This is a genomic window from Streptomyces sp. NPDC004647 (genome assembly GCF_040609575.1).
In the GTDB taxonomy this organism is placed as follows: domain Bacteria; phylum Actinomycetota; class Actinomycetes; order Streptomycetales; family Streptomycetaceae; genus Streptomyces.
In genome coordinates this window covers 1-17,219 of sequence record NZ_JBEXKU010000018.1, presented here as the reverse complement: position 1 = coordinate 17,219, position 17,219 = coordinate 1, and the positions used below count along the sequence as shown (strand labels likewise).

General features: G+C 70.6%; 10 protein-coding genes. 5 read left to right on the top strand and 5 right to left on the bottom strand.

Features of this window, described 5'->3' with window-relative positions:
• Nucleotides 1–282 precede the first annotated feature (282 nt).
• Nucleotides 283–1,812, bottom strand: a complete 1,530-nt coding sequence (rpsA, locus tag ABZW18_RS10595) for a 30S ribosomal protein S1 (protein ID WP_356184979.1) — start codon at nucleotides 1,810–1,812, stop codon at nucleotides 283–285.
• Nucleotides 1,813–2,166: 354 nt separating this feature from the next.
• Here rpsA and ABZW18_RS10590 point away from each other — a divergent pair, with 354 nt between their 5' ends.
• On the top strand, nucleotides 2,167–2,970 hold the full coding sequence (locus ABZW18_RS10590; protein ID WP_356184977.1) for a class I SAM-dependent methyltransferase: 804 nt from the start codon (nucleotides 2,167–2,169) through the stop codon (nucleotides 2,968–2,970).
• Nucleotides 2,971–3,234: 264 nt separating this feature from the next.
• Nucleotides 3,235–5,946, top strand: coding sequence for an ATP-dependent helicase C-terminal domain-containing protein (locus ABZW18_RS10585; protein WP_356184974.1), 2,712 nt, complete (start codon nucleotides 3,235–3,237; stop codon nucleotides 5,944–5,946).
• A 12-nt stretch (nucleotides 5,947–5,958) separates the two neighbouring features.
• Here ABZW18_RS10585 and ABZW18_RS10580 read toward each other — a convergent pair whose 3' ends face one another.
• From ABZW18_RS10580 to polA, 4 genes are all read right to left on the bottom strand, one after another.
• Nucleotides 5,959–6,960: a DUF3068 domain-containing protein gene (locus ABZW18_RS10580; protein ID WP_356184971.1), complete on the bottom strand. Its 1,002-nt coding sequence runs from the start codon at nucleotides 6,958–6,960 to the stop codon at nucleotides 5,959–5,961.
• Between the two features lie 113 nt (nucleotides 6,961–7,073).
• Nucleotides 7,074–7,208 (bottom strand): SPW_0924 family protein, encoded by a 135-nt coding sequence (locus ABZW18_RS10575; protein ID WP_356184970.1) that lies wholly within the window; start codon nucleotides 7,206–7,208, stop codon nucleotides 7,074–7,076.
• 169 nt (nucleotides 7,209–7,377) lie between these two features.
• Nucleotides 7,378–9,126, bottom strand: a complete 1,749-nt coding sequence (locus ABZW18_RS10570; protein ID WP_356184967.1) for a lytic transglycosylase — start codon at nucleotides 9,124–9,126, stop codon at nucleotides 7,378–7,380.
• A gap of 298 nt (nucleotides 9,127–9,424) precedes the next feature.
• Nucleotides 9,425–12,157 carry a DNA polymerase I gene (polA, locus tag ABZW18_RS10565; RefSeq protein WP_356184964.1) on the bottom strand — a complete coding sequence of 911 codons (2,733 nt, stop codon included), beginning with the start codon at nucleotides 12,155–12,157 and terminating at the stop codon, nucleotides 9,425–9,427.
• A gap of 108 nt (nucleotides 12,158–12,265) precedes the next feature.
• On the opposite strand from polA, the gene ABZW18_RS10560 reads away from it, so the two are divergent.
• The 3 genes from ABZW18_RS10560 (at nucleotide 12,266) to ABZW18_RS10550 (ending at nucleotide 17,073) form a co-directional block, all read left to right on the top strand.
• Nucleotides 12,266–14,569, top strand: a complete 2,304-nt coding sequence (locus ABZW18_RS10560; protein WP_356184961.1) for an FdhF/YdeP family oxidoreductase — start codon at nucleotides 12,266–12,268, stop codon at nucleotides 14,567–14,569.
• A 64-nt stretch (nucleotides 14,570–14,633) separates the two neighbouring features.
• Complete coding sequence (locus ABZW18_RS10555; RefSeq protein ID WP_356185168.1) at nucleotides 14,634–15,107, top strand: PaaI family thioesterase; 474 nt, start codon at nucleotides 14,634–14,636, stop codon at nucleotides 15,105–15,107.
• Between the two features lie 736 nt (nucleotides 15,108–15,843).
• Nucleotides 15,844–17,073, top strand: a complete 1,230-nt coding sequence (locus ABZW18_RS10550; protein ID WP_356184959.1) for a branched-chain amino acid ABC transporter substrate-binding protein — start codon at nucleotides 15,844–15,846, stop codon at nucleotides 17,071–17,073.
• Nucleotides 17,074–17,219 lie beyond the last annotated feature (146 nt).

Genomic DNA, 17,219 nt, shown 5'->3' with positions numbered 1-17,219 from the left:
GGAACGCGCGGCAGCGTCGACTCCAAGACGGCCCCGGCTGGGTACGGACCAGAATCTTGACGTGCCCACGCAATACACCTCGCGTACGCAGCCGGGCTCACGCGCGGAGCCAGCGCGCCCCGCACCCGCACCCGCACCCGCACCCGCACCCGCACCCGCACCCGCACCCGCAGGCGAACGAGCACGGGCAGGCGTACGCAGCATGCACGCACCCACGCGTAAGGCCCGCCCCCCGAAGGGAGCGGGCCTTACGTTCAGCTATCAACTACCGGGTACAGAGCCTCAGCTCTGGCCGCCCGCCAGCTTCTCGCGCAGCGCGGCAAGCGCCTCGTCCGACGCCAGGGCGCCGGAGTTGTCCGCGGACTCCGAAGAGTACGAACCGCCGCCGCCACCGCCGGCGTTGCCACCGCCGCCGCTGCCGGCACCGGGGCCGGCGGCCGGAGCGGCAGCACCCTCGGCCGCAGCCTGCTCGTCGGCCTCGCGGGACTTGATGACCTGCGCCTGGTGCTGCTCGAAGCGGACCTGCGCCTCGGCGTACTGGCGCTCCCACTCCTCGCGCTGCTTCTCGAAGCCCTCGAGCCAGTCGTTGGTCTCCGGGTCGAAGCCCTCGGGGTAGATGTAGTTGCCCTGGTCGTCGTACGACGCAGCCATGCCGTACAGGGTCGGGTCGAACTCGACCGACGCCGGCTCGGCACCGAAGGCCTCGTTGGCCTGCTTCAGCGAGAGGCTGATGCGGCGGCGCTCGAGGTCGATGTCGATGACCTTGACGAAGATCTCGTCGTTGACCTGGACGACCTGCTCCGGGATCTCCACGTGGCGCTCGGCCAGCTCGGAGATGTGGACCAGACCCTCGATGCCCTCGTCGACGCGGACGAACGCACCGAACGGAACGAGCTTGGTGACCTTACCCGGGACGACCTGACCGATCTGGTGGGTCCGGGCGAACTGCTGCCACGGGTCTTCCTGGGTCGCCTTGAGCGACAGGGAGACGCGCTCGCGGTCCATGTCGACGTCCAGGACCTCGACCGTGACCTCCTGGCCGACCTCGACGACCTCGGAGGGGTGGTCGATGTGCTTCCAGGACAGCTCGGACACGTGCACGAGACCGTCGACGCCACCCAGGTCCACGAAGGCACCGAAGTTGACGATCGAGGAGACGACGCCGGAGCGCACCTGGCCCTTCTGGAGGGTGGTGAGGAAGGTCTGGCGGACCTCGCTCTGGGTCTGCTCCAGCCAGGCACGGCGGGACAGGACCACGTTGTTGCGGTTCTTGTCCAGCTCGATGATCTTGGCCTCGAGCTCCTTGCCCACGTAGGGCTGGAGGTCGCGGACGCGGCGCATCTCGACCAGGGAGGCGGGGAGGAAGCCGCGGAGGCCGATGTCGAGGATGAGACCACCCTTGACGACCTCGATGACGGTACCGGTGACGATCCCGTCTTCTTCCTTGATCTTCTCGATCGTGCCCCAGGCCCGCTCGTACTGAGCGCGCTTCTTGGACAGGATGAGGCGGCCTTCCTTGTCCTCCTTCTGGAGAACCAGGGCCTCGATCTCGTCGCCGACTGCCACGACCTCATTGGGGTCGACGTCGTGCTTGATCGAGAGCTCTCGGGAAGGGATGACGCCTTCGGTCTTGTAACCGATGTCGAGCAGGACCTCGTCCCGGTCGACCTTCACGATGACGCCGTCGACGATGTCGCCGTCGTTGAAGTACTTGATCGTCTCGTCGATCGCGGCGAGGAATGCTTCCTCGTTACCGATGTCGTTGACCGCTACCTGCGGGGTGGTGGCGGTGGTCTCGGTGCTGCTCGTCATGTAGGAAGGGCTCCGGTACGGACAGTGAGTCGTAGGTACTGCTACGCCGGGAGCCCGTATCGCACCGCCGAAGCCGACAGCCTAGGAGGCGAACCTTCCGCAGAAAACGGACAAGCGCCTCGACAACCGAGGGGACATACAACAGATGCAAGCGCGGCCTGCTCGGTCTGAGGCGCGCAGGCTCGCAGCGCAACTTGTAGCATACGGGGGCAGCCGGACACGGTCAATGCGCGAAGGCGCACACGCGGGGCGGAATCCCCCATACCCGGCACAACTTATGTTCTGTGAGGCCACAGCGGCCGCACTGCACACTGCAGCTGCAAGGTTCGAACGAAGACTACGACGACGGGCGCCATGAGCCAAGGGGATGAAGCCGAAGCGACTCGGCGCGACGCCGGAGACGCGGAGAGCAGCCGGGCGAGCCGGGGCTGGTGGGATCGCAACGCGGACGACTACCAGCTCGAACACGGCGGCTTCCTGGGGGACGACCGCTTCGTATGGAGCCCCGAGGGCCTCGACGAGGAAGAAGCGGGGCTGCTCGGTCCGGCGGACGAGTTGAAGGGCCGGGACGTACTGGAGATCGGGTCGGGCGCGGCGCAGTGCTCACGCTGGCTCGCCGCCCAGGGTGCGCGGCCGGTGGCGCTCGATCTCTCGCACCGGCAGTTGCAGCACGCGCTGCGCATCGGCGGCGGTGTGCCGCTGGTCCAGGCGGACGCGGGGGCGCTGCCTTTCCTCGACGGATCCTTCGACCTGGCGTGTTCGGCGTACGGCGCGATTCCGTTCGTGGCCGATCCGGTGCGGGCGATGCGCGAGGTCGCGCGGGTGCTGCGGCCCGGCGGCCGCTGGGTCTTCTCGGTGACCCACCCGATCCGCTGGGCCTTCCTCGACGAACCGGGACCGGAGGGCCTGTCGGTCGCCGCCTCGTACTTCGACCGCACGCCGTATGTGGAACAGGACGAGTCCGGGCGTGCCGTGTACGTGGAGCACCACCGGACGGTCGGTGACCGGGTACGGGACGTGGCCGCGGCCGGTTTTCGGCTGATCGACCTGGTGGAACCGGAATGGCCTGCCTGGAACGTCCAGGAGTGGGGCGGCTGGTCTCCGCTGCGGGGGAACCTCATCCCGGGTACGGCGATCTTCGTCTGCGTCCGGGACTGACCCACGCCGGCGCCCGTGGGTGGTGGCCGGCCGGCTCCCCGCCGACGGGCCACGAACCTGGCGATCGTTCCGGGCGAGCGGGCCCGGCGCTTGCCCAGGCCGGTCGTACGGAGGCGTTCGCCCAGGCCGGTCGTACGGACCCTGGCGCTTTCCCGCGCCGGTCGTACGGACCCTGGCGCTCGCCCGCGCCGGTCGTGTCGGCACCGGTCGGCCCGCGCCCGGTGCCGGGGGCCGCGGTTGGCGCCGCGCTGCGAGACTGGGCGGGTGATCAGGACCGACGCGCTCGACCAGCTGCCCGTACGGACCGCGCTGCCCGCGTTGGAGCACGCGCTGGACGCGCGCGGCGCCGCCGTGCTGTGCGCGCCGCCCGGCACCGGCAAGACGACCCTCGTGCCGCTGGCCCTGGCAGGTCTGCTGAACGGCGGGCCCGTACGGCGTGTCCTCGTCGCCGAGCCGCGCCGTATCGCGGCACGGGCCGCAGCCCGGCGCATGGCGTGGCTGCTGGGCGAGGAGGTCGGCGAAGGGCCGGCGCGCGACGGTTCCGGCAGGGGTGGTGGCCGGGCGACGGGTGGGCGGATCGGGTTCACGGTGCGCGGCGAGCGGCGCGTGGGGCCCGGGACGGTCGTCGAGGTGGTGACGACCGGGGTGTTGCTCCAGCGGTTGCAGCGCGATCAGGAGCTGGCCGGGATCGATGTCGTCGTGATCGACGAATGCCACGAGCGGCATCTCGACGCCGATACGGCCGCGGCGTTCCTGCTGGACGTACGGGCTGCGCTCAGGCCTGAGCTGCGGCTCGTCGCTGCGTCGGCGACGACGGACGCGGAGGGCTGGGCGCGGCTGCTCGGCGGCGATGGCGGGGCCGGGCAGGGCGGCTCCGACGCGCCGATCGTTGAGGCGGAGGGGGTCTCCCATCCTGTTGAGGTGGTGTGGGCACCGCCGGCTCGGCCCGTGCAGCCGCCGCACGGCATGCGGGTGGACCCGGCACTGCTGGAGCATGTCGCGGCGGTCGTGCACAGGGCGCTGCGCGAGCGGGACGGGGATGTGCTGTGTTTCCTGCCCGGGGTCGGGGAGATCGCGCGGGTCGCGGGGCAGCTGGGCGGGGCGGGCGCGGAGGTGCTTCAGGTGCACGGGCGGGCGCCGGCGGCCGTGCAGGACGCGGTGCTCGCGGGCGGCACGGGAGGCCGGCGGGTCGTACTGGCCACGTCGGTCGCCGAATCGAGCCTGACCGTGCCAGGCGTACGGGTCGTCGTGGACGCGGGACTCGCGCGCGAGCCGCGTACGGATCACGCGCGCGGGCTGAGCGCGCTGACGACCGTACGGGCCTCTCAGGCGGCGGCGCGGCAACGTGCGGGCCGGGCCGGGCGTGAGGCCCCGGGCGCGGTCTACCGCTGCTGGGCGGAGGAGGAGGACGCGCGGCTTCCGCGGTGGCCGTCGCCGGAGATCAAGGTCGCGGACCTGACGGCGTTCGCCCTTCAGACCGCGTGCTGGGGTGACCCGGACGCGTCGGGGCTGGCGCTCCTGGACCCGCCGCCGAGCGGGGCGATGGCCGCCGCGGGCGAGGTGCTGCGGGCCATCGGCGCGCTGGACGCCGACGGCCGCGCCACCCGACGCGGCGCCGGGATGGCCCGCCTCGGCGTGCATCCCCGGCTTGCGCGGGCGCTGCTGGACGGGTCGGAAGAGGTCGGTGCGCGCCGTGCCGCCGAGGTGGTGGCGCTGCTGTCGGAGGAGCCACCGCGCGCGTACGGCGACGACCTGGCGGCGGCTTGGCGTACGGCCCGCCGGGGCGGGGACGCGTATGCCGGACGCTGGCGGACGGAGGCCCGGCGTCTGGAGAGCGCGCTGCGTTCGGCCGAGGCTTCACACGCGCGCGGCGCGCGTGAAGAAGGCGGAGAAGGGGGAGGCGGCAGGGAAGGCGGAGGAGAAGGCGGCCCGGCACGCGCGCATGGGACGAGCGGCGATCCGCGCGCGCGTGGAGAAGACGGCCCGGCCGATGACGCTGCCGCTGGGCTCGTCGCAGCGCTGGCCTTTCCCGAACGCGTGGCGCGCAACAGGGGTTCGGGCACGTATCTCATGGCCTCCGGGACAGGAGCCCAGGTAGGAGACGGATCGAGGCTCGGGTCGGCGGAGTGGATCGCTGTGGCCGTCGCGGACCGGCCGGTGACCGCCGCCTCGGCCCGGGTCAGGCTGGCGGCGGTGATCGATGAGGACGCCGCCCGGCTCGCGGCCGGTCCCCTCCTCACCTCCGGTGAGGAGGTGAGCTGGGCCGGCGAGCGTCGCGATGTGGTCGCCCGGCACGTCGAACGGCTCGGCGCGATCGAGCTGCTCGTACGTCCGCCGGCCGCTCCCGACCCGGCACGGGTGCGCGCGGCGCTGCTGGAGGGGCTGCGGCGGGAAGGGCTCGGGCTGCTGCGCTGGTCGCGCGAGGCCTCCGAGCTACGGCAGCGGATGGCCTTTCTGCACCGGGAGCTGGGCGGGGCGTGGCCCGATGTGTCGGACGCGGCGCTGCTGTCCCGCCCGGACGAGTGGCTGGGGCCGGAACTGGACCGCGCGCGGAAGCGCGGGGATCTGGAGCGGGTCGCCACGGGCAGGGCTCTGGCCCGGCTGCTGCCCTGGGCGACGGGTGATGCGGCGCGGTTCGACGAGCTGGCGCCGGAGCGGATGGCGGTGCCGAGCGGTTCACATATCCGGATCGACTACGGGGGCGGGCAGCCTGTGCTCGCCGTCAAGGTCCAGGAGCTGTTCGGGCTGGAGCAGACCCCGCGGATCGCGGGCGGGCGAGTGCCGCTGCTCGTGCATCTGCTCTCCCCCGCCGGCCGGCCCGCCGCGGTCACCACCGACCTGGCTTCCTTCTGGCGTGAGGGCTACCGCTCCGTACGGGCCGAGCTCCGCGGCCGTTATCCCAAGCATCCGTGGCCCGAGGACCCGGCCCATGCCGAGCCGACGCGGCACACGAAGGCGCGCCTGAACCGGAGTTGAGACCCGGGCTCCTCAGACGTCGGCAGGTGCGGGGTGCGGGTCGGCCCCGCCGTCGACGGGAGCGCCGGGGCCCGGGCGGCGGCCCCGGGCTTCCAGGACGAGGGAGAGAGCGATCAGTCCGGCTCCCAGGACGACGAAGCCCCAGGGGAGATAGCCGGTCATCAGGAGGATCAGCTGCCGCTGGGACTTGACCAGGCCGACCGTGGAGTCGATGTAGTCGTCGCGCATCTTCACACGGCCCGCGAACGCGGTCACCGTGTCCCGGTCGCCGAGGAGGGTGCCGCCGCGCAGCTCCTCCTTGTGGATCTCCTGGCCGTTGACGGGGGCGCCGGTCGTGGGGTCGACCCAGAACATGCGCCGGGTGGTGTACCAGCGCGTCGTGCCCGTTTTTCCGACCGACTCCGGTGTGATGCCCGCGACCGGCAGCTTCTTCGGCATCGGGACCTTGGTCCAGGGGATCGTCTGCTCGAAGTAGTAGACCTCCAGGCCGCGGAAGGTCTGTGTGCCCTCGTAGCGGATGGGGGCGGAGGTCCGCGCCTGGGCGTCGAAATAGGTGTAGTCCCGCTTCTCCGTGAGGAACGGCCACTTGAACTCGATGCCCTCGCGCCGCACCGGGTCACCGTCGACATGCTCGCCGTCGGCGTGCACGGGTGCCTGGGTGTGGGCGTCGAAGATATAGCGCTCGGGGATGCTGGAGACCATCTTGCCGTCGGGGCCGACGACGTGGGAGAGACCGTCCCAGACCACGACGTCCCGTCCGGCGGTCCGTTCGATCTTCGCCGACTCCTCGACGTTCCCCTTGAGCGTCTGCACGATGGTGACCTTGGAGACCTTCTCGGGCTTCATGGTGCCGTAGTCGAGGAGGGTGGCGTCCTCGGCCTCGAGCACCATCTCCTGGTACTGACCCGGCGGGACCTTCGCGAGCCGGGGGAAGGCGTACCAGCGCAGGAGCGGCGACAGCGCGACGAAGAAGACGGCGAAGGCGAGCAGCACCAGGCTCGCCGTCCCGTGCATGCCACCCCGGGGCCGGCGTTGACCGGGGCGCCCGGCCCGGGCTCCGGACGGGGGGCCTCCGGGGGGTGTCCCCCGGGCAGGCACAGTACGGCGCATGGCGAGCGGCCCTCCCTCTACGGATGCTTCGGGACGGTGGTGAGCAGCGGCTTGGGGGAGGTCTTGCCGCTCGGTGCGCCGAGTGCCGTCACGGCCAGGACGAGGGCGAGGGCGGCGACGAGTCCGATCGCGGCGGCTGCGAGAGCGCGCATGGCCCGCCTCCCGGTGTGTGGTGGCAGCTTCCTGATGGGTCGTCAGGGCTGGGGCACCGTAGCAACAGGAGGCCGAGATGAGAACACGTCCGACCGCTCCCGCGCGCGGCAGAGCGCGGAGGAGCGGCGTCCGGGCGGGGCTGTGCTGTTTACGGGGCGGGATGTGCGGTTACGGGGCGGGCGGCGCCTGCTCCGTAACGGTCAGCTCGATGGTCAGCGTCGTGCCGTCGGCGGTGGTCAGGCGCAGCAGGAACGTGCCGGTGTGAGTGTCGGTGAAAATCTTCGGCAGCTTCAGCGTGCCGTCCTGGTCGGTTTCGAGGGCCTCGAGGGTGCGGACCGTTTTGCCGTCCTCGTCCCTGAAGTAGGGGCCCTTGTCGTTCTCGACCGGCTTCTCCGGATCGGCGGTGATCATGGACGCGGTCATCGCCACGCCCGCCGCGGGCTTGTCCTGGTAGGTGGCCTTGACTTCCACCGGGTCGGCGAATTCGCCGTCGGTCCCGGCCTTCAGCGGCTCGTCGCCGATCCGGGCCAGCCTGTCGGCCTGCGGGTCCGGCGTGGGGCGGGACTTGACGGTGGCGGTGAAGTCGGCACCGGGAAGGCTGCGGCCCACGACCGTGGCCCGGACGGTGAATTCGCCGGCTTTCTCACCCGCGAGCAGCCTCGGGGCCCGGGCGGTGCCGTCGCTGCCGGTGAGGACAGTGACGCGGGTCGCCTTGCCGGGGAAGCGTGCCTCCGTGCCACCGCGGATCTCGTACGCGATGCGCACATCCGCGACCGGTTTGCCCGCCGCGTTCTTCGCCCGTACCCGGATCGGCTCGGTGAACTCGGTGCCCGCCGTGGCCGTCAGCTCATTTGCGCCGGTGTGGTCGAGGCCGGTGACCCGGTCGGCCGGGGCGGTCTCGTCGGGGTCGGCCGGGTCCGACGGCTCGGCCGGGTCCTTCGGCTCGGTCGAGGTCGTACCGGCTCCGCCGTTGTTGCCCTTGGGGGGCTTGGGGGAAGGGCTGCCGTCCGGGCCGCTTCGTGAGGGCGGGGTGCTCGCGGAGCCCTTGCCGCTGTCCTTGCCCTTGCCCTTGTTCTTCTGCGCATCGCCGTCGCCGCCCGGGCCGGTACTGACGGGCAGCACGCCCGTACCGTCGGGCACCTCGTGACTGCCCTTCTTGTAGTACTCGAACCACGAGAGGACGGTGAGCAGATACTCCCGCGAGTGGTTGTAGCCGAGGATCGCGCGTTCGATGTCCGCCTGGACCGACAAGTCGCGGCCGCCCGCACACAGATAGCGGCCGGCGGCCAGCGCCGCGTCATAGATGTTGTCGGGGTTCTTCTCCCCGTCGCCGTTGCCGTCCGATCCCCAGTTCGCCCAGGTGGAGGGGATGAACTGCATCGGACCGACGGCGCGGTCGTGCGTGGTGTCGCCGTCGTACGCGCCGTCGTCGGTGTCCGTGATCCGTGCGAAGCCCTTGCCGTTGAGCTGCGGGCCGAGGATCGGCGCGGTCGTGGTGCCCTCCGCGTCGACGGCGCCACCGCGCGCCTGGCCGGACTCGACCCTGCCGATGGCGGCGAGCAGCTCCCAGGGCAGATTGCAACCGGGGTTGGTCTCCGCGAGCGCCGCCTGCGCCTTCCTGTACGCGTCGAGAACGGTGGCGGGTATGCCGGCCTCGGCGGGGCGCTTGTCGCCCGGGAGGCCTATGGAAGTGCCGGGCTTGTCCGGGGTGTTCAGCGGTGGCAGATCCGTGTGGTACGGCGAGCCGCCGTCGATGGGGGTGTCGTTCGAGGGCTCCGTGGAGCCGCCGTCCGCCGCCTGCCGGTCGGAACCCAGCAGACCGGGCGCCTGGGACGCGGTCAGCGCCGCCATCGCGACTGCCGCCACGGCTGTCGTGGCCGCTCCCCTGCGCAGTCGCCGGCCGAATTGCGCTGCCATATGTGCGTCCTCCCCTGCAAGTTCCCTGCCGAAGACCAGGGGACGCCGGTCAGGGATCCGCCCCGTCCGGTGTGTTGCCGGGCGTCCCCCGGCGCCACAACTCAGGTGACACTACGACAACTTCCGATCCGCAGTCACCGGCCTCTTGCCAAGTTTCACCACATTCGCATCTGGCCGTGGTGGCAGGCCCGGCCGCGCACGTGCCGTCTCGCCCCCGCGCTCCCGTGCTCCGGCGTACCCGCCGCGAACGGAACGAGCAGGCGCAAGCCCGCGCGGCCCGGCAACAACCGGCCGCGGTTCAGTGCGCGGCCGACTCCCAGTCCGCGCCGGCGCCGATCGAGACGTCGAGCGGTGCCCGCAACTGGGCCGCGCCGCCCATCTCGCGGCGGAGCAGCTCCTCCACCGCGGCACGCTCGCCGGGAGCGACCTCCAGCACGATTTCGTCGTGCACCTGAAGCAGCATCCGCGAGGTCAGCTTCTCCCGGTGAAGTGCCTCGTCCACCCGCAGCATGGCGACCTTCACGATGTCGGCCGCGGTGCCCTGGATCGGGGCGTTCAGGGCCATCCGCTCGGCCATCTCGCGGCGCTGCCGGTTGTCGCTGTTGAGGTCGGGGAGGTAGCGGCGGCGGCCGAGGATCGTCTCCGTGTAGCCGGTGGCCCGCGCCTCCTCGACGACCCGCTGCAGATAGTCGCGCACCCCGCCGAAGCGCTCGAAGAAGGTGTCCATCAGCTTGCGTGCCTCGTCCGGCGCGATGTTCAGCTGCTGGGCGAGCCCGAACGCCGACAGGCCGTACGCCAGGCCGTACGACATGGCCTTGATCTTGCGGCGCATCTCCGGGTCGACCTCGGTCTTGGCGACTCCGAAGACCTGGGAGGCGACGGTGGTGTGCAGGTCCTCGCCGGAGGTGAACGCCTCGATCAGGCCCTCGTCCTCGGAGAGATGAGCCATCACCCTCAGCTCGATCTGGCTGTAGTCGGCGGTGAGCAGCGACTCGAAGCCCTCACCGACGACGAAGCCGCGCCGGATCGCCCGGCCCTCGTCCGTACGCACCGGGATGTTCTGCAGATTCGGATCGGTGGAGGAGAGCCGGCCGGTCGCCGCCACCGTCTGGTTGAAGCTGGTGTGGATACGCCCGTCGGGCGCGATCGTCTTGATCAGTCCCTCGACGGTGGAGCGCAGCCGGGCCTGCTCCCGGTGCCGCAGCATGATCACCGGAAGGTCGTGCTCGGTCTGGGCGGCCAGCCAAGCGAGCGCGTCGGCGTCCGTGGTGTAACCGGTCTTGGTCTTCTTGGTCTTGGGCAGACCCAGCTCGCCGAAGAACACCTCCTGGAGCTGCTTGGGCGAGCCGAGATTGAACTCATGGCCCACCGCGGCGTGCGCCTCCTTCACGGCCTGCTGCACCGCGCCCGCGAACTGCTGCTCCATGCGGGCCAGCCAGTCGCGGTCCGCGGCGATCCCGGCCCGCTCCATCCGGGCGAGCATCGCGGAGGTGGGCAGCTCCACGTTGCGCAGCAGGTCGGCCGCGCCCACGTCCGCCAGCCTCGCCGTGAACGCCTCGCCCAGGTCCAGGACCGTACGCGCCTGGGTCATCAGGGCGTCCTGCTCGGCCTGCTCGTCGGCGCCGAACGCCAGCTGTCCGCTGTCGGCGGCGGCCGGGGCGAGTTCACGGCCCAGGTATTCGACGGACAGCGCGTCCAGCGCGAAGGAGCGGCGGCCGGGCTTGACCAGATAAGCCGCGAGGGCGGTGTCCATGGTGACGCCGGCGACCTGCCAGCCGTGCTCGACGAAGACCCGCATCACGCCCTTGGCGTTGTGCAGCACCTTCGGGCTGTCCGGGTCGGCGATCCACGCGGCGAAGGCCCGCTCGTCCGCCTCGTCCAGCTCGGCCGGATCGAACCAGACGGCCGGACCGGACGCCAGCGCCAGAGCGATCTCGCCGACGCGGCCGCTGCCCTGCTCCCAGGTGTCGACCGACGCCAGGCCCAGCGGCTGCGCACCGTGCCGCTCCAGCCACGGGGCAAGCTCACCCGCGCCGAGCACCTCGCCGTCCAGCTCCACAGCCGGGGCCGGCGTCTCCTCCTCCACCACCGCGCCCGGGTCCGCGGCCATCAGCCGGTCCCGGAAGTTCTGGTGGCGGAACTCCAGCGCATCGAGCATCACGCCGAGCGCCTGCCGGTCGTACGGAGCCCGGGCCAGCTCCTCGGGGCCCTTGGACAGCTCCACGTCCCGCACCAGCTCCGTCAGCTGCCGGTTGAGCTTGACGGCCTCCAGATGCTCACGGAGCTTCTCGCCGACCTTGCCCTTGACCTCCTCGACCCGCTCCACCAGTTCCTTGAAGGAACCGAACTGGTTGATCCACTTCGCCGCGGTCTTCTCACCGACACCCGGGATCCCGGGGAGGTTGTCGGAGGGGTCTCCGCGCAGCGCCGCGAAGTCCGGGTACTGCTGCGGCGTGAGGCCGTACTTCTCCTCGACCTTCGCCGGCGTGAACCGGGTCAGCTCCGAGACGCCCTTGGTCGGGTAGAGGACGGTGACGTGCTCGCTGACCAGCTGGAAGGCATCGCGGTCACCGGTGACGATCAGCACCTCGAAGCCCGCGTCCTCGGCCTGGCCGGCGAGCGTGGCGATGACGTCGTCCGCCTCGTACCCCTCCACCGCGAAGCGGGTGACGTTCATCGTGTCGAGCAGCTCGCCGATCAGCTCGACCTGCCCCTTGAACTCGTCCGGAGCCTTCGAGCGGTTCGCCTTGTACTCGGCGAACTCCGCCGAGCGCCAGGTCTTGCGGGAGACGTCGAACGCGACCGCGAGATGCGTGGGCCGCTCGTCGCGCAGCGTGTTCGCCAGCATCGACGTGAAGCCGTAGATCGCATTGGTCGTCTGCCCCGTGGTGGTGCTGAAGTTCTCCGCGGGCAGCGCGAAGAATGCCCGGTATGCCAGGGAGTGCCCGTCCAGCAGGAGCAGGCGGGGCCGGTCCTCCTGCCCTGCGCCGGGGGAGGTCGCTGCGGTCTTCTTCGATGCTGTCTGTGCCACGCCCCCGATCCTGCCACGCCCCACTGACAGCGGATGCCCACCGGGATACCGCTGTCGGTCCGCCGTGGCAGGATCGGAAGGGTATATCCGCACCGCTCGAGGAGCGACATGGCAGCCAAGCCGCCCGCAGGAGACCCGGTCCAGGACGCACCGGAGGTCTCGGCTCCGCAGCATGCGGCCGCCGGGCTGTCCGCAGTCGGCCACTCGCTGCGCATGGCCCGGCAGCAGATGGGCGTCCACCGCACCGCGCTCACCCTCCTCAAGGTCAACCAGAAGGACGGCTTCGACTGCCCCGGCTGCGCCTGGCCCGAGCCGGAGAAGCGCCACACCGCGGAATTCTGCGAGAACGGCGCGAAGGCCGTCGCCGAAGAGGCCACGCTGCGCCGCGTCACCCCCGACTTCTTCGCCGCGCATCCCGTCCGCGACCTCGCCACCCGCAGCGGCTACTGGCTCGGCCAGCAGGGCCGGATCACCCAGCCGATGTACCTACCGGAGGGCGCCGACACCTACGAACCGGTGCCGTGGGAGCGGGCCTTCGACATCGTCGCCGAGGAACTCTGCGCGCTGGACTCCCCGGACGAGGCCGTCTTCTACACCTCCGGCCGTACGAGCAACGAGGCCGCCTTCCTCTATCAGCTCTTCGCCCGCGAATTCGGCACCAACAACCTCCCCGACTGCTCCAACATGTGCCACGAGTCCTCGGGCTCCGCGCTCACCGAGACCATCGGCGTCGGCAAGGGCAGCGTGCTGCTGGAGGACCTCTACCGCGCCGACCTGATCATCGTCGCCGGGCAGAACCCGGGGACGAACCACCCCCGGATGCTGTCCGCGCTGGAGAAGGCCAAGGAGGGCGGCGCCCGCATCATCACCGTCAACCCGCTGCCCGAAGCCGGCATGGAACGGTTCAAGAACCCGCAGACCCCGCGCGGTCTGGCCGGCAGTGGCACCGCGCTCACCGATCTCTTCCTGCAGATCCGGCTCGGCGGCGACCAGGCCCTCTTCCGCACCCTGGGCCGGCTCATCCTGGAGACCCCGGGAGCGGTCGACGAGGACTTCGTCCGTGAGCACACCCACGGCTACGAGGAGTTCGCGGCCACCGCACGCGCCCACGACTGGGACGAGACGCTGCGCGCCACCGGCCTCGACCGGGAGGCGATCGAGCGGGCGCTGCGCATGATCCTCGACTCCCGGCGCATCGTCGTCTGCTGGGCGATGGGCCTCACCCAGCACAAGCACTCCGTGCCGACGATCAAAGAAGTCGTCAACTTCCTCCTGCTGCGCGGGAACATCGGCCGCCCCGGCGCCGGTGTCTGTCCCGTACGCGGCCACAGCAATGTGCAGGGCGACCGCACCATGGGCATCTTCGAACGGCCCGCCCCCGCCTTCCTCGACGCCCTGGAGAGGGAGTTCGGCTTCGCTCCCCCGCGCGAGCACGGGCTGGATGTCGTACGGTCCATCCGCGCGCTGCGCGACGGCCACGCCAAGGTCTTCTTCGCCATGGGCGGCAACTTCGTCGCCGCCACCCCCGACACCGAGGTCACCGAGGCGGCCGTCGGACGGGCCCGGCTGACCGTGCATGTCTCCACCAAGCTGAACCGCTCGCACACGGTCACCGGAGCGCGCGCCCTCATCCTCCCCACCCTCGGCCGCACCGAGCGCGACCTCCAGGACGGCGGCGAGCAGTTCGTCACCGTCGAGGACTCCATGGGAATGGTGCACGCCTCCCGCGGCCGGCTGGAGCCCGCGAGCAGCCATCTGCTCTCCGAGCCCGCCATCGTGTGCCGGCTGGCCCGGCGCGTCCTGGGCGAGGACAGCCGTACCCCCTGGGAGGAGTTCGAAAAGGACTACGCCCGCATCCGGGACCGCATCTCCCGGGTCGTGCCCGGCTTCGAGGACTTCGAGACACGAGCCCGCCGCCCCGGGGGGTTCACGCTGCCGCACGCCCCGCGCGACGACCGCCGCTTCCCCACCGCCACCGGCAAGGCCAACTTCACCGCCGCGCCCGTCGAGTACCCCGACGTACCGGAGGGGCGCCTGCTGCTCCAGACGCTGCGCTCCCACGACCAGTACAACACCACGATCTACGGCCTCGACGACCGCTACCGCGGCATCAGGAACGGCCGCCGCGTCGTCCTCGTCCACCCCGAGGACGCCCGCACGCTCGGACTCGCCGACGGCTCGTACACCGACCTGGTCAGCGAGTGGCGGGACGGCACCGAGCGCCGCGCGCCCGGCTTCCGCGTCGTCCACTACCCCACCGCCCGGGGCTGCGCCGCGGCGTACTACCCGGAGACGAACGTCCTCGTACCGCTGGACGCGACCGCCGACACCAGCAACACCCCGGCCGGCAAGTCCCTGGTCGTACGTCTGGAGCAGACGGCCCCCGGGACCGGGGTCACCGCGCGCACCTGATAGGAAGGTGCACGGCACAACAAACTCAGCGCAGTTCGCGGAGAACGGATCGGAGCCGGGCACCATGGGCGAGCAGAACAGCACCACGTTCCCGCAGGAGATCCTCGACCAGTGGTCCGGCCTCGGCCTCGATCTCCCGGCGCTGTTCTCCGCCGGCCACCTCGGTGACCGGATGGGTCTGGAGATCCTCGAGGCCTCCCCCGAGCGCGTCGTGGGCACCCTCCCCGTCGAGGGCAACACCCAGCCGTACGGGCTGCTGCACGGCGGCGCGTCCGCAGTCCTCGCCGAGACCCTCGGTTCGGTCGGCGCCATGCTGCACGGCGGCCCGGGCAAGTTCGCGGTCGGCGTCGACCTCAACTGCACCCACCATCGCGGCATCCGCTCCGGTCTGGTGACCGGCGTCGCCACGCCCGTCCACCGCGGCCGCACCATGGCCACGTACGAGGTCGTCGTCAGCGACGAGCAGGACCGGCGCATCTGCTCCGCCCGGCTGACCTGCCTGCTCCGCGAGGTCGCCCAGGACGGCACACCGGGCTGACGACCTCGCGCGGCGATGCGCGGAAGCGCAGCGGCAAACAAGCGGTGGGCAGCAGGCGAGCAGCGGGCAGCGGATGGGCCCGAAGGCCTGACGCACGGTCGGGGCGAATCGCCACAGCCGGGACCCCACGGCGCGGCTCGAGCTGACTTCCTGAGCCTGCTCTGCCTGCTCTGCCTGCTCGTGCGGCGGCGGCGGCAGCTCGCGCGGAAGCCCGGCGGCTCGAGCGCCCGGAGAGTCCAGGGGTGACGGTGTTTTACGACATTCCGGACGCATGGCAGTCGCACGACGAACGCCGCGCGGTCAAATTCAGCGACTTTCCGACCGACTCCAGGCCACTGCCGTAACACTGTGTAACGCACACGCAATACAGGACTTCAGCGAAATACACGACGGGGCTCAAGTCCCGTATCATCCCTGTTCGCTGGGAGCGATCCATGCTCCGACATCCGGCGACACCTTAGCGGAGCTGCAGTTTCCCACTATCCAGATTGGGTTGTACGTCCGGTTTTGCGGCAGTTTGTCGATTACGTTCCGCTACACAAAACTCGCTGCGTGACGATCGTCATAACAAGAGCGTCACATCATGGCCTGCACCTCTGCCCCATACGCGCGCACCCGCTTAGAGTCACCGCCAGTCACCGCGCGCCGGGTACTCATCGGATGTTCCCGTTTCTCTCTCCCGGCGCGTCAGACGGCACCTCAGCAGAGGAGGCCGCGCCTTGGGAAGGGACTGATCGTGCGTAACCGCTCCTTGATCGTACTCACCAGCGTGCTCACTACAGGGGCTCTTACCCTTACCGCTTGCGGCTCGCGCGACGACGACAAGTCCGGTGGCGGGGGAGGGGACAAGAAGACCGTGGTGATCGGGGTATCCGTGCCCCTCACCGGCGACCTGTCCGCTCTCGGCCAGGGCATCAAGAACTCGGTCGACCTGGCCGCCAAGACGGCCAACAAGAACAACGAGGTCCCCGGAGTCGAGTTCAAGATCGAGGCACTGGACGACCAGGGCCAGCCGAACTCCGGCCAGCAGAACGCCACCAAGCTGGTCGCCAACAAGGACGTCGCCGGCGTCGTCGGCCCGCTGAACTCCAGCGTCGCCCAGTCGATGCAGAAGATCTTCGACAACGCCAAGCTGGCCGACGTCTCACCCGCCAACACCGCCCCGGAACTCACCCAGGGCAAGGACTGGCAGACCGGCAAGAAGGCCCGCCCCTTCAAGTCCTACTTCCGCACCGCCACCACCGACGCCGTCCAGGGCCCCTTCGCCGCCCAGTACCTCTACAACGAGGCGAAGGTCAAGAAGGTCTTCGTCATCGACGACCAGAAGACCTACGGCGCCGGTCTCGCCAAGACCTTCACCCAGGAGTTCAAGAAGCTCGGCGGCAAGGTCGTCGGCACCGACAAGGTGGAGCCGGAGGAGCGCGACTTCAACGCCGCCGTCTCCAAGGTCAAGAGCTCCGGCGCCAAGGCCGTCTACTACGGCGGCGAGTACCCGGCCGCCGGCCCGCTCAGCCAGCAGCTCAAGGACTCCGGCGCCAAGATCCCGCTCATGGGCGGCGACGGCATGAAGAGCGACGACTTCATCAAGCTCAACAAGAAGTCCGAGGGCGACCTCGGCACTTCCGTGGGCGAGCCGGTCGAGGTCCTGGACTCTGCCAAGAAGTTCGTCGCCGACTACAAGACCGCGAACTACCCGGACCCGTACGAGACCTACGGCGGCTACTCCTACGACTCCGCCTGGGCCATCATCCAGGCCGTCAAGGCCGTCGCCCAGGACAACGACGGCAAGCTTCCCGAGGACTCCCGCGCCAAGATCGTCGACGCGCTGGCCAAGGTGAGCTTCAACGGCGTCACCGGAGCCGTCTCCTTCGACGAGTTCGGCGACACCACCAACAAGACGCTCACCGTCTACAAGGTCGAGGGCAAGGCCTGGAAGAACGTCAAGAGCGGCGAGTTCAAGGGCTGACCCAGCCCCTCGCACCGCCCAGCAACTTCACAGATCAACCGACAGAGGCCGGGGGGGGGGGGGGGCCGGCCCCCCCCCCCGGCCGCGGAAAAACGGAGGGGTTAAAAACACCACCCCCGGGCCCGGGGGGGAGGAGAAAACGCACA

Coding starts and splice junctions, on each gene's coding strand:
- rpsA (WP_356184979.1), bottom strand. CDS start 1,812: ATGACGAGCAGCACCGAGACCACCGCCACCACCCCGCAGGTAGCGGTC.
- ABZW18_RS10590 (WP_356184977.1), top strand. CDS start 2,167: ATGAGCCAAGGGGATGAAGCCGAAGCGACTCGGCGCGACGCCGGAGAC.
- ABZW18_RS10580 (WP_356184971.1), bottom strand. CDS start 6,960: ATGCACGGGACGGCGAGCCTGGTGCTGCTCGCCTTCGCCGTCTTCTTC.
- ABZW18_RS10575 (WP_356184970.1), bottom strand. CDS start 7,208: ATGCGCGCTCTCGCAGCCGCCGCGATCGGACTCGTCGCCGCCCTCGCC.
- ABZW18_RS10570 (WP_356184967.1), bottom strand. CDS start 9,126: ATGGCAGCGCAATTCGGCCGGCGACTGCGCAGGGGAGCGGCCACGACA.
- ABZW18_RS10560 (WP_356184961.1), top strand. CDS start 12,266: ATGGCAGCCAAGCCGCCCGCAGGAGACCCGGTCCAGGACGCACCGGAG.
- ABZW18_RS10555 (WP_356185168.1), top strand. CDS start 14,634: ATGGGCGAGCAGAACAGCACCACGTTCCCGCAGGAGATCCTCGACCAG.